We start from the raw sequence: 12,085 nt of genomic DNA on the forward strand, positions 1-12,085 counted from the left end.
CGGTATGGAAGATGTCGGCGATGGCGGCGGCCGACTCCGGGCACTGCGGCGCGTGCTTGAGCAGGATCGTGTTGCCCGCGACCACGTTCGGGCCGGCGATGCGGGCGACGCGGGCCTCGACGAGGGTCGCGGCGCGCTCGAGGGCGAGGCGGTCGTCCTCGTCGAGGTCCTCGAACAGCGGGGCCAGGGCGGCCTCGAGGCGGAGCCGGTGCTCGGCGAGGGCGTCGAAGCCGGCGGGAGTGCCCTCGATCAGCCAGGCGCGGCCGTCGCCGGTGTCGTGGACGCGGCGGATCCAGCCGGCCTCGTCGAGCCGGGCGATGATGCCGGTCATCGTCGGCTGGGTGACGCGGGCCCGCTCGGCGAGCTCGCCGAGGCGGGAGGGGGAGGCGGTGCGCAGCTCGGCGAGCGTCGACCAGACTGCTCCGGACTGCGCGCCGAGCCCGGTCGCGCCGCTCGCCCGGCCCGCGAACCGCGTGAGGGCGGTGGCGGCGGAGGCGAGACGCACGGGGGCACTGGGATCGGGCACGAGAAACAATATAGCACGCCTATGTAGTTCGATGGAGGGCGCTTCGAGTCCACCCTCCGTCGGGCGCACGCACTGACGTTCTCCTCCGCTTCTGTGACAGGATCATCCGTATTCGCGCGTCCACTCCCGCGATCACCGACGGAAAGAGAAGTCATGTCCCCCAGCGAGCACGACGTCGTCGTGATCGGAGCCGGTGCCACCGGACTCACCGCGGCGCTCCGGCTGCAGCAGCACGGACGCGACGTCGTCGTCGTCGAGGCGCGCGAGCGCGTGGGCGGGCGGCTCGAGACCCGCGTGGTCGACGGGCAGCTCCTCGAGCTCGGCGGCCAGTGGGTCTCGCCGGACCAGACGGCGCTCCTCGAGACCCTCGACGAGCTCGGCCTCGGCACCTACTCCCGCTACCGCGAGGGCGAGAGCGTCTACATCGGCGCCGACGGCTCCGCTCGCCGCTTCACCGGCGACATCTTCCCGGGGAGCGAGCGCACCGAGTCCGAGATCTCCCGCCTGATCGAGGTGCTCGACCGCCTCGTCGCCGAGACGGACCCGGCGGCGCCATGGAGGCATCCGCTCGCCCGCGACTACGACCGCATCACCTTCGCCGCCTGGCTGGAGCAGCAGAGCGACGACGAGGAGGCGCGGGCCAACATCGCCCTCTTCCTCGCCGACGCCATGCTCACCAAGCCGGCGCACGCCTTCTCCCTCCTCCAGGCGCTCCTCATGGCCGCGAGCGCGGGGAGCTTCAGCAACCTGGTCGACGCCGACTTCATCCTCGACAAGCGCGTGATCGGCGGCCTCCAGCAGGTCCCGGAGCGGCTCGCCGAGCGCCTCGGCGCCGAGCGCGTCCTGCTCGGGCACCCGGTCCGCTCCGTCCGCCACGGCGACGACGGGGTCGAGGTGCGCGCCGACGGCGTCGTCCTCCGCGCCCGCCGCGCGATCGTCGCCGTGCCGCCGAACCTCGTCGGCCGCATCTCGTTCGACCCGCCGCTCCCGCGCCTGCGGCAGCAGGCCCTGCAGCACCAGTCGCTCGGCCTCGTGATCAAGGTGCACGCCACGTACGCCACGCCCTTCTGGCGCGCCGCCGGCCTCTCCGGCACCGCGTTCAGCCCGCACTCGCTCGTGCACGAGGCCTACGACAACTCGAACCACGGGGAGGAGCGCGGCACCCTGGTCGGCTTCGTCTCGGACGAGAAGGCCGACCGCGTGCTCGCGCTCGACGAGGCGGAGCGGAAGGCCGCGATCCTCGACTCGCTCGCCGCCTACTTCGGCCCGGCCGCACTCGATCCGGTCGTCTACTACGAGAGCGACTGGGCGTCCGAGGAGTGGACGCAGGGCGCGTACGCCGCGAGCTTCGACCTGGGCGGGCTGACCCGGTACGGCGCGCTGCAGCTGGAGCCGGTGGGTCCGCTCCGCTTCGGCACGAGCGACCTCGCCGCCGAGGGCTACCAGCACGTCGACGGCGCCATCCGCGTCGGCAGGCGCCTGGCACAGGAGATCATCGACGAGGACGGCGCGACCGCACCGGCCCCCCAGCGCGAAGGAGCACAGCCCGCATGAGCACCCACTACGCCGTGATCGACCCGGCCACGGGGGAGACCCTCCGCGAGTACCCGACCCTCGGCGACGCCGAGCTGACCGCGGCGATCGGCTCGGCGCAGGACGCGTACTCCTCCTGGTCGCGGACCGTGCCCGTCGCGACCCGCGCGGCGCTGATCGCCCGCGTGGCAGAGCTGCACGTCGAGCGCGCCGACGAGCTCGCGGCGATCATCGTCCGCGAGATGGGCAAGCCGCTCGACCAGGCGCAGGGCGAGGTCGGCTTCGCCGCCGACATCTACCGCTACTACGCCGAGAACGGCGAGGCCTTCCTCTCCGACGAGCCGATCGAGCTCGCCGAGGGCACCGGCTCCGCGCTGATCCGCCGCGCCGGGCTGGGCGTGCTGCTGGGCATCATGCCGTGGAACTTCCCCTACTACCAGGTGGCCCGCTTCGCCGGCCCGAACGTGGTCGCGGGCAACACGATCCTGCTCAAGCACGCGCCGCAGTGCCCGGAGTCGGCCGCCGCCATCGCCGACATCTTCCATACCGCGGCCGAGGAGCTGGGCGCGCCCGCCGGCGTCTACGTGAACCTCTACGCCACGAACGAGCAGGCCGCGACCGTCATCGCCGACCCCCGGGTCCAGGGTGTCTCCGTCACCGGCTCCGAGCGGGCCGGCGCGGCCGTCGCGGAGCTCGCGGGCCGCCATCTGAAGAAGGTCGTGCTCGAGCTCGGCGGCTCCGACCCGTTCGTGCTCCTGTCGACCGACGACCTCGACAAGGCGGTCGAGGACGCGGTCGCCGCGCGCCTGGACAACAACGGCCAGTCCTGCAACGCCGCGAAGCGCTTCATCGTGATCGACGAGCTGTACGACGCGTTCGCCGAGAAGTTCACGGAGGCGTTCACCCGCGCCCAGCCGGCCGACCCGTTCGCGGAGGGCACCCTCCTCGGCCCGCTCTCCTCCTCCGCCGCGACGGAGCGACTCGAGGCGCAGCTGGCGGCCGCGCGCGAGCAGGGGGCCACCGTCCGCGCCAGCGGCGAGGTGACCGGCAACTTCTTCCCGCCCGCCGTGCTCGAGGGCGTCACGCCCGAGATGGACGCCTACCGCGAGGAGTTCTTCGGCCCCGTCGCCGCGCTCTACCGCGTCCGCGACGAGGACGAGGCGATCGCCCTCGCGAACGACACCCCCTACGGCCTCGGCTCCTACCTCTACACGACCGACCAGGAGCAGGCGCTGCGCCTGGCGGACCGGATCGACGCGGGGATGGTCTGGATCAACCTCGTCCTCGGCGACGCGGCCGAGCTGCCCTTCGGCGGCGTGAAGCGCTCGGGCACCGGCCGCGAGATGGGCCGCCCCGCCCTCGAGGAGTTCGTGAACAAGAAGCTCATCCGCATCGCGTGAGACGGGCGCGGGCCGGGCCCCGGAGTCGATCCGGAGCCCGGCCCGCAGCCGCTCGGCCTGCGCCCGCTCACTTCTTCGTCAGCGACGACTCCTTGTGCGCGGCCTTCGCGTCGGTCTTGTCGCTCTGCACGATCCAGTAGGGCTCGTCGTCCGAGGCGTTGAACTTCTGCCCCTCGAACTGGAACTCCTTCGTCTTCTTCTCGACCAGCTCGCCGTGGGTCTCGCCCTGCGAGGTGTTCCAGCTGATCTTGTCGCCCTTCTTCACGAGGCGGCTCCTCTCTCTCGGTCGCGCCGGAGCGCGGTGGTCCCCTCGCGCGGAAGCGCGATGGTGGTGGTGACGTCGACGATCGCCGGAGCGGCGGGCGCCGACGAGAAGCCGAACCGCACGGGCGGCGAGAGCGGGCGCAGCGGGCCGAGGTCCTCCTCCGCCAGCACCGCGTGGACGCCCTCCACGCGGCGGATCGCCCGCACGCCGTAGTACTCGCGGCGTCCGTGCCCGGCCGACCCGGCCGTGCTCACTCCGCGGACGAGCAGGGAGGCGACCGGCGAGATCGCGGTCAGCCATGCCGGGTGCTCGGCGAGCGGTCGCGGAACGATCCGCAGCAGCCGGCCGAGCGCAGTGAGACCGCCGAGCTCCAGTCGCACCGCGAGCGGTCCGGCCGCGACGGACAGGCCGCCCGCGATCCTCCGCCACGACACCGGCGCGATCCGCACCTCGTCGAACGCGTACGTCGACCCGATGAAGTCCGCGACCTCGCGGGTCGGTGCGATCAGGAGGCGGTGGCCGTCGCCGTCCTCGACCATCGCGTCGGCGAACGGGCCGAAGGGGGTGTCCTCCCAGAGGCCCAGCACGATCCTCGTGCCCGAGGACGTGCCGAACCCCGCGATGCGCCCGCCGAAGCGGAGGAGCCGCGGGGTCCGGCCGGTCATCAGGAGGCCGAGCGCAGCAGCGTGAACGAGCCGTCGCGGACGATCAGCGTGGTGACCTCGCCCTCGACGACCTGCTCCGGGTCGCTCGAGGCGGCCAGCGTCCACTCGGCGCCGGGCGCCTCGGGAACGGTGAACTCGACGCCGTTCTCCGCCGCGTTCAGCAGCAGGGCGAAGCTCGCGCTGCCCTCGTGCTCGAACACGAAGGTGATCGAGCGGGCGTCGGGGTTGTCCCAGTCCTCGTCGGCGAAGCCCTGCGCGTCGGAGCGGAGGATGTCGACCGTGTCGGGGCCGCCGTCGCCGGGGGCGCGGCGGAACCACTTCGGGCGCAGCGCCGGCTCCGCGGCGCGGAGGGCGATCAGCTCGCGGGTGAAGGCGAGCAGCTCGCGGTCCGCGTTCTCCCAGTCGAACCACGAGATCTCGTCGTCCTGGCAGTAGGCGTTGTTGTTGCCGCCCTGCGTGCGGGCGATCTCGTCGCCGCCCAGGATCATCGGCACGCCGGCCGAGAGCAGCAGCGTCGCGAGGAAGTTGCGGCGCATGCGGTCGCGGCGCTCGTTGACCGCCTCGTTCTCGGTCGGGCCCTCGGCGCCGTTGTTGGAGGAGCGGTTGTCGCTCTCGCCGTCGTTGTTGTCCTCGCCGTTGGCCGCGTTGTGCTTGCGCGAGTACGCGGTGAGGTCGGCGAGGGTGAAGCCGTCGTGCGCGGTGACGAAGTTGATGCTGGAGACCGGCGAGCGGCGGTCGGCCTCGTACACGTCGGGGGAGCCGAGGACGCGCTGCGCGGTCGTGCCGAGCACCGAGTCGGCGCCGTTCCAGAAGTCGCGCACGTCGTCGCGGAACTTCCCGTTCCACTCCGACCAGTCCGCGGGGAAGCCGCCGACCTGGTAGCCGGCGGTGTCCCACGGCTCGGCGATCATCTTGACGGGCGCGAGCACCGGGTCCTGCGCGATCAGGTCGAGGAAGGCGCTGTGCACCTCGGCCTCGCCGGTCTGACGGGTGAGGGTGGTGGCGAGGTCGAAGCGGAAGCCGTCGATGTGCATCTCGGTCACCCAGTAGCGCAGGGAGTCCATGATCAGGCCGAGCGCGGCCGGGTGCGCGACGTTGAGGCTGTTGCCGGTGCCGGTGGTGTCGAAGTAGTTCGCGCGGTCCTCCTCCACCAGTCGGTAGTAGGAGCCGTTGTCGATGCCCTTGAACGAGAGGGTGGGGCCCTTGTCGTTGCCCTCGGCGGTGTGGTTGTAGACCACGTCGAGGATGACCTCGAGGCCGGCCTCGTGGAACGCCTTGACCATGGCCTTGAACTCGTCGACCTGCGAGCCGTCGTCCCCGGCGTGCGAGTACTCGTTGTGCGGCGCGAAGAAGCCGAGGGAGTTGTAGCCCCAGTAGTTGCGCAGGCCCTTCTCCTCGAGGTGCGAGTCCTGCACGAACTGGTGCACGGGGAGCAGCTCGACCGAGGTCACGCCCAGGTCGGTGAAGTGCTTGATCGCGGCAGGGTGCGCGAGGCCGCGGTAGGTGCCGCGGATGTCCTCGGGCACGTCGGGGTGCAGCTTCGTGAAGCCCTTCACGTGCACCTCGTAGACGACGGTCTCCTCGAGCGGGATGCGCGGCGCGGTGTCGCCGCTCCAGTCGAAGGAGTCGGGGTCGGTGACGACGCAGCGGGGGACCGCGTGCGCGGAGTCGGCGTCGTTGCGGGTGTCGGCGTCCTCGTAGAACTGGCCGAAGACGTCCTCGGACCAGGTGTACGAGCCCTCGATCGCGGTGGCGTGCGGGTCGAGGAGGAGCTTGGCGGCGTTGTGGCGGAGGCCGTTGGCGGGGTCCCAGGGGCCGTCGACGCGCAGTCCGTAGCGGGTGCCGATGCCCATCTCGGGGACGAGGCCGTGGAAGACGTGGCCGGTCCGCTCGGTGAGGGCGACGCGGGTCTCTGCTCCGGACTCGTCGAAGAGGCAGACCTCGACGCTGTCCGCGGTCTCGGAGTAGACGGCGACGTCGGCGCCGGCGTCGCCGCGGAGGGAGACGCCGAGGGGATACGGGAAGGAACGGGGGGATGCGGGCATGCGTCCATCCTGACCGGGCGGCTCCGGGAGCTTCGCGCCCTTGTCGCCGCGCCCGCCTCCCGCTAATCTTCCAGGCCCTCCCTTCGACACGGCGCCCTCCGCGGGCATATAGTCAGCTGGCTTACTAAATCGTCGGAGGAGAGCGTCGTGCGCAACCGCAAGTGGATCGGGCTGGTCGTCATCAGCCTCGGAGTGGCGACGATCATCGTCGACTCGACCATCGTCAACGTCGCCATCCCGTCGATCGTCGCCGATCTCGGGATCACCTCGACCCAGGTGCAGTGGGTGCAGGAGTCGTACACGCTCGTGTTCGCCGCGCTCCTGCTGGTCTTCGGCACCCTCGCCGACCGCTGGGGCCGGCGCCGCATGCTGATCGTCGGCGTCTCGCTCTTCGCGCTCTCCTCCGTCGCGGCGGCCCTCGCTCCGACCGGCGACCTGCTGATCCTCTCCAGGGTCGTGCAGGGCGTCGGAGGAGCGATGGTGCTGCCGACGACCCTCTCGCTGATCAACGCCACCTTCCGTGGGCGCGAGCGCGCCATCGCCTTCGCCGTCTGGGGCTCGACCATCGGCGGCATGACCGCGGTCGGCCCGCTGCTCGGCGGCTGGCTCACCACCGACTTCTCCTGGCGCTGGGCGTTCGGCATCAACATCCCGCTCGGCGTGATCATCGTGGTCGGAGCGCTGCTGTTCGTCGACGAGTCGCGGCAGCCCGACGGGCGGAGGGTCGACCTCGTCGGCGCCGCGCTCTCGATCATCGCCTCCGCCTCCCTGGTGTTCGCCCTCATCGAGGGGCGCACCCTCGGCTGGTGGGGCGTCGACGAGCGCCTGAGCGTCGGCGGCTGGAGCTGGCCGCTCGGTCTCTCGCCGGTCCCGATCGCGTTCGCCGTCGCGGTGCTCGCCGGGGTCGCCTTCGTCCTCTGGGCGCGGGCCCGCGAGCGCGCCGGGCGCTCGGCGATGCTCGCGATCGGGCTCTTCCGCCTCGCCTCGTTCCGCAACGGCAACCTCGCCGCGATGATCGTCTCGCTCGGCGAGTTCGGGATCATCCTGGCGCTGCCGATCTGGCTCCAGAGCGTCCTCGGCTACACGGCCGTGCAGACCGGCCTGGTGCTCCTCGCGCTCGCGCTCGGCTCCTTCGTCGCCTCGGGCTTCGCCGGCGCCTTCGGCAACAGGGTCGCGCCGGTGCTGATCGTGCGGGTGGGTCTCGCGGCCGAGATCGTCGGCGTCGCGGGCATCGGCCTGGTCGTCTCCGACTCCACCCCGTGGTGGGCCCTCGTCCCGTTCCTCGCCGTCTACGGCTTCGGCGTCGGCCTCGCGACGGCGCAGCTGACCGGGGTCGTGCTCCGGGACGTGCCCGTCGAGCTCAGCGGGCAGGGCTCGGGCACGCAGTCGACCGCGCGGCAGATCGGCTCGGCGCTGGGCATCGCCGTGCTCGGGACGATCCTCTACACCTCGACCGCGGGGGTCCTCACGACCTCGCTCGAGCAGCAGGGCCTCCCCGCGGAGCAGGTCGCGAGCACCGTCGACGCGGTGGTCGACTCCTCCGGCGCCGCGATCGCCGGGCTGGCCGCCTCACCGGACACCGCCGACGCGGCCCGGGCGGCGGGCGAGGCGTTCTCGGACGGCACCCGCTACGCGGCCTTCGCCGCCGCCGGGTTCCTCGCCGTCGGCTTCCTGGCCACGCTCTCGCTCGGCCGCCCGGCAGAGGAGGAGGAGCCGGAGGTCAGCTCAGCGGAGCCGAGTCGTCGGCGGTGAAGACGATCTTGCCGATCGTGCGGTCGGCGCCGGTCGCTCGGCGCGACAGCACGTCGACGACGTCGCCCAGCGGATGCACGGCGCCCGGCCGGGGCCGCAGCTCGCCGGAGGTGGCGAGCGAGACCGCGCGCCCGATCCGCTCCGCCGTCGCCACCACGATCATGTTGCGCACCCGCGGGCGGTCGCGGCGGACGAGGCCCGTCGCCTGCGAGACCAGCGCCGGACCGCTCGGCACCAGCGTCGCGATGCGCCCGCCCTCGGCCAGGAGGATCGCCGCGTCGTCGACCGGCAGGTGGCCGGAGACGTCGACGACCACGTCGAAGCGGCCGCCCAGCACCCCGAGGTCGAGCGCGCGGTAGTCGTGCGGCTCGGCGCCGAGCGAGCGGAGCAGGTCGGCGGAGGCGGCCGAGCCGGTGGCCGCGACCGTGCAGCCCGCCCGCACCAGCAGCTGGATCGTCGGATCGCCGATGGCTCCCGAGCCGCCGCTGACGAGGACGCGCTCGCCGGCGCGCACGTGCAGTGCGTCCACCAGGCCCACCGCGGTGCCGCCCGACATCGCGAGCGTGACGGCCTCGACGAAGCCGAGGGAGTCGGGCATCGGGACGAGCGAGCGGCTGCGCGCGATGGACGCGTCGGCGAAGGCGTCGCCGTCGCGGGTCATCCCCACCACGCGGTCGCCGATCGCGACCGAGTGCGACCCCGGGCCGAGCGCCTCGACGGTGCCGGCGATGTCGAGGCCGAACCCGTAGGGACGGGAGCGGCCGACGGCCATGATCCGCGCGGAGCCGGACAGGATCTTCTCGTCGGTCGCGTTGATGCTCGCCGCGCGCGTGCGCACCAGGACCTCGCCGCGACCCGGCATCGGCACCGGCGCCTCCCGCCACGAGAGCAGATCGGGCCCGCCGAACCTGTCGTACCCGAGTCGTCGCATGTCGCTCCCGTCGTCCGTGCCAGCCCCCCGAGCCTAGGGCGTGACCGCTGAGCGGAGGCGTCGCGGGCGCCCGGCGGAACCCCCTCCGGTGCCCGCGGGCCCGGTGCTACCGTGGCGGCCATGAGCGCAGACGACAGCCCCGAGTTCGCAGGCTTCGAGGCCACCCCCTCCACCGATGCGGAGAAGGCCGACGACGTCCGCCCCGCCGACGCCGAGGTCGAGGAGAACACGACGGCCGACGAGAGCCGCGACCCGGACCACGGCTACGACCCGATGAGCGAGAGCGGCTCCGAGAACGCCCCCGAGGACGAGGTCGGCCCCCGCGAGGACGAGGAGGGCCTGCTTCCCCCCGGCAGCACCGCCGAGGGAGCCGGCACCGCGCTCGGCGCCGACGCCGTCGAGGGCGGCGAGCCCCTGGGCGAGAACGCGAGCGCCGGCACCGCCGGCCAGCTCGCCGACGAGCGCTGGCGCACCAACGGCATCAACCCGCTGGGTTGAGCCTTCTTCCGCGGCGGCCGGCTACCGCCGCGGTAATTACCACCGCCTGAGGCGAACCGTCGAAACGCGTTCCAGCGTTTCGGCGTGGCCGGTCGCGACACACTCCACCTGCCCGTCCGTTTGCGGGAGCCGACCGCGCCGCGGCGGGCGGGGGACCGCCGCGGGAGTGAACACCGCCTGAGGCGAACCGTCGAAACGCGTTCCAGCGTTTCGGCGTAGCCGGACGCGACCCGCTCCACCTGCCCGGCCACTCCTGGGAGCCGACCGCGCCGCGGCGGGCGGGGACCGCCGCGCAACAAACACAGCTGGCGTTCCGGTTGCTCGGAGGAGGAGCAGGGGTGGGCGCCGTAGCGTTCCAGAAGCGCGGCACGCCGGTCGCGCGGACGGGGAGTCCCATGTCGTTGTTCCTGAACCGCACTCGTGAGGTCCGATGGACCGAGGACGAGAGGCGGGCGCTGGCCGAGGCGGTGGCGGAGGACCGGGCCGACGCCTGGCGCGGAGTGGGTGCGCTCGATCGCACCGTCGTCGTCTCGACCGAGGATCCCGGCGTCCGCGGCGGCGCGCGCTGGCCCACCGATCACCGTGCGTTCCTGCGCGTCGACCGCGGCGCCTCCGTGGTGCTCGCGACCGACGGTCTGAGCGATCCCTTCGACCGGCTCGCGCATCCCGGTACCGGTCTCGGCCTCGAGCTGTGCCTCGAGACGTCCGCCGTCCGCGGCGTCCCCACCGCCGAGCTCTGGAACCACTGGCACTTCCGCCTGCTGTACGAGGCCGCCCGACGGGCCGCCCTCCAGGGAGTGTGCTGCCGCAGCTCCCTCGACACGGCGCGGCTCGCGAACGTCGCGGCGCCGCCCGCCTGGACCGATGAGCAGGGCGCCGTCGGTGTCCTCCTGGGCCTGCGCAGCCCCGGCCTGCCCGAGCGGCTCGACCTGGCGACCGGTCACGCCGACCTGGTCACCCTCACGCCGCTGCGGCCGCAGGAGCACGCCCGGGCGTCGGTCGACGCGGGCGCCCGTGCCGAGATCGCCGAGCGCCTCCGGGCCCTGCCGCACGAGGAGCTCGTGCACACGGCCCGGCCGCTCGTGGTCTGAGGAGCGTCGCGGCTCAGGAGCCCTCGGCCGGCTCCGGCACCACGGTCATCTCGCCGGTGTTGTTCGCGCTCGCGATGAACTGCTCGATCCACAGGCGGTTCAGCGACGGCCGCTTGCTGCCGTGGAACCGGAAGTGCAGCGGAGTCGTCGGGTGCACCCAGACGGAGCTGCGGCCGTAGCCGGACGATTCCGGCTCGCTCCAGGAGAGGCTGAACGACTCGTTCCGCCGCATCTTGGTGAACATCGCGACCTTGAGGTGCGCGAGGAGCCGGTCCTCGAAGTCGATCTCGAGTGATTGCGGTCCGTAGATCAGTCGTCCCATTGTCTCCGCCGTGAAGTCGTGCCGACGCGCCGGAGTCCCGGACGGCGTCGCGGGCTCCGTGAGCTCGGGAGCCGCCACGGAGAGGATACCGATCCTGCGACCCGGAGGGGTGACACGGCTCTCGCCTCCGCCGGCCGGGGGCGCGATCACCCCGTCAACGACGGACGCCCCGCCGACCGGATCCGGGGATCCTGGTCGACGGGGCGTCGGAAGTCGGAGATTACTCGCCGACGCCGCGGATGTTCGCGGCCTGCGGGCCCTTGCGGCCCTGCTCGACGTCGTACTCGACGTGCTGGTTCTCGACGAGCTCGCGGTAGCCCTGCTTCGCGATGGCGGAGAAGTGCGCGAACACGTCGGCGCCTCCGTCGTCGGGAGCGATGAAGCCGAAGCCCTTTTCGGAGTTGAACCACTTAACGGTGCCAGTAGGCATTTCTTTTCCTTATGTGTTAATGACGCCGACCGGGGCCGGCGTCGTCAGAGTCCGCACGAGTGTGCGGTACCCGCTCGACTCGGCCTCCGCGGGTGAAACACGCGTCTGCCGGAGTCGTCCGGGTCGTCTAGGGGCTGAGCTCGCGCCTCCGGGGGAGGGCGGCTCTGCGGGGGAGAACGTCCCGCGGACCGGGCGTGCCGGTGGAGCGGGGGTCGAACGAGGAACGGCGCGGCTTCCGCGGCGTCCTGTGAAGGGCGGTACCCGCGTGCGAGGCGGGCGTTCGAACCGGACGACCGAGGACGATGCTCTCGGTCGGTGCGGTCTCTATCAGGGGCTGAGTCTCTTCGTCGTCGTGCGACTTCTCAGCCGTGGAATTCGGGCGATCGCCCAGGAGATGTCTCGACTCTACGGGATCACGGCCCCCGAGCGCGACCGCCCGCGTCATACGGCGCGCCGATCCGCGTGCGCGAGGCGGCCGGAACCGCTGTCCGGGCGGGTCGCGTTGTGCCACGATACGACTCGGATCGCGCCGTTCCCCGCCGCGCTCGCGGCGATCACGAGCAGCCAGGAGAGACCGCTCACCCAGGTCGCGGACCGGGCGTCGAGGGACCAGAGGTACGAGATCAG

The 12,085-nt window shown here is 72.5% G+C and carries 13 protein-coding genes; 5 read left to right on the forward strand and 8 right to left on the reverse strand.

Translation table 11 applies throughout. From position 1 onward, the window contains the following. Positions 1-526 (reverse strand): MarR family winged helix-turn-helix transcriptional regulator (locus tag C5C74_RS15650; RefSeq protein WP_181134720.1); only part of this gene is annotated, 526 nt, incomplete at its 3' end. A gap of 153 nt (positions 527-679) precedes the next feature. Here C5C74_RS15650 and C5C74_RS15655 point away from each other — a divergent pair. Then, complete coding sequence (locus tag C5C74_RS15655; protein ID WP_104351861.1) at positions 680-2,080, forward strand: NAD(P)/FAD-dependent oxidoreductase; 1,401 nt, start codon at positions 680-682, stop codon at positions 2,078-2,080. After that, the gene (locus C5C74_RS15660) at positions 2,077-3,459 is read left to right on the forward strand and encodes an NAD-dependent succinate-semialdehyde dehydrogenase (RefSeq protein ID WP_104351862.1); all 1,383 of its coding nucleotides are present in this window, start codon (positions 2,077-2,079) and stop codon (positions 3,457-3,459) included. The genes C5C74_RS15655 and C5C74_RS15660 overlap by 4 nt, the downstream gene beginning before the upstream one ends. Positions 3,460-3,526: 67 nt before the next feature. Here the strand turns inward: C5C74_RS15660 and C5C74_RS15665 are convergent, their stop codons facing one another. Genes C5C74_RS15665 through glgX form a run of 3 tightly spaced genes read right to left on the reverse strand, consistent with a single transcriptional unit; the run spans position 3,527 to position 6,434 of the window. Beyond that, the gene (locus C5C74_RS15665) at positions 3,527-3,724 is read right to left on the reverse strand and encodes a DUF2945 domain-containing protein (RefSeq protein ID WP_056866275.1); all 198 of its coding nucleotides are present in this window, start codon (positions 3,722-3,724) and stop codon (positions 3,527-3,529) included. After that, entirely contained in the window at positions 3,721-4,389 is a 669-nt protein-coding gene (locus C5C74_RS15670) for a hypothetical protein (RefSeq protein ID WP_104233046.1), read from the reverse strand. The genes C5C74_RS15665 and C5C74_RS15670 overlap by 4 nt, the downstream gene beginning before the upstream one ends. After that, the gene (glgX, locus tag C5C74_RS15675) at positions 4,389-6,434 is read right to left on the reverse strand and encodes a glycogen debranching protein GlgX (protein WP_104246955.1); all 2,046 of its coding nucleotides are present in this window, start codon (positions 6,432-6,434) and stop codon (positions 4,389-4,391) included. The genes C5C74_RS15670 and glgX overlap by 1 nt, the downstream gene beginning before the upstream one ends. A gap of 147 nt (positions 6,435-6,581) precedes the next feature. Between glgX and C5C74_RS15680 the strand changes: the two genes are divergently transcribed. Then, the gene (locus tag C5C74_RS15680) at positions 6,582-8,186 is read left to right on the forward strand and encodes a DHA2 family efflux MFS transporter permease subunit (RefSeq protein WP_104246954.1); all 1,605 of its coding nucleotides are present in this window, start codon (positions 6,582-6,584) and stop codon (positions 8,184-8,186) included. Here C5C74_RS15680 and C5C74_RS15685 read toward each other — a convergent pair. Beyond that, positions 8,155-9,117 (reverse strand): NADP-dependent oxidoreductase, encoded by a 963-nt coding sequence (locus tag C5C74_RS15685; RefSeq protein ID WP_104267194.1) that lies wholly within the window; start codon positions 9,115-9,117, stop codon positions 8,155-8,157. The two genes, C5C74_RS15680 and C5C74_RS15685, sit on opposite strands and share 32 nt — an antisense overlap. A gap of 120 nt (positions 9,118-9,237) precedes the next feature. Here C5C74_RS15685 and C5C74_RS15690 point away from each other — a divergent pair, with 120 nt between their 5' ends. Beyond that, the gene (locus C5C74_RS15690) at positions 9,238-9,615 is read left to right on the forward strand and encodes a hypothetical protein (RefSeq protein WP_146083094.1); all 378 of its coding nucleotides are present in this window, start codon (positions 9,238-9,240) and stop codon (positions 9,613-9,615) included. Positions 9,616-10,010: 395 nt separating this feature from the next. Beyond that, positions 10,011-10,706, forward strand: coding sequence for a hypothetical protein (locus tag C5C74_RS15695; protein ID WP_146083095.1), 696 nt, complete (start codon positions 10,011-10,013; stop codon positions 10,704-10,706). A 13-nt stretch (positions 10,707-10,719) separates the two neighbouring features. Here C5C74_RS15695 and C5C74_RS15700 read toward each other — a convergent pair whose 3' ends face one another. The 3 genes from C5C74_RS15700 to C5C74_RS17725 all read right to left on the reverse strand — a co-directional run. Beyond that, positions 10,720-11,028, reverse strand: coding sequence for a hypothetical protein (locus C5C74_RS15700; protein WP_104226101.1), 309 nt, complete (start codon positions 11,026-11,028; stop codon positions 10,720-10,722). Positions 11,029-11,248: 220 nt separating this feature from the next. Then, positions 11,249-11,458: a cold-shock protein gene (locus C5C74_RS15705; protein ID WP_055786246.1), complete on the reverse strand. Its 210-nt coding sequence runs from the start codon at positions 11,456-11,458 to the stop codon at positions 11,249-11,251. A 441-nt stretch (positions 11,459-11,899) separates the two neighbouring features. Then, positions 11,900-12,085: hypothetical protein (locus C5C74_RS17725; protein ID WP_219813497.1), on the reverse strand; the 186-nt coding region annotated here is incomplete at its 5' end.

Origin of the sequence: Rathayibacter sp. AY1E8, from assembly GCF_002931415.1 — a bacterium.
GTDB lineage: Bacteria > Actinomycetota > Actinomycetes > Actinomycetales > Microbacteriaceae > Rathayibacter.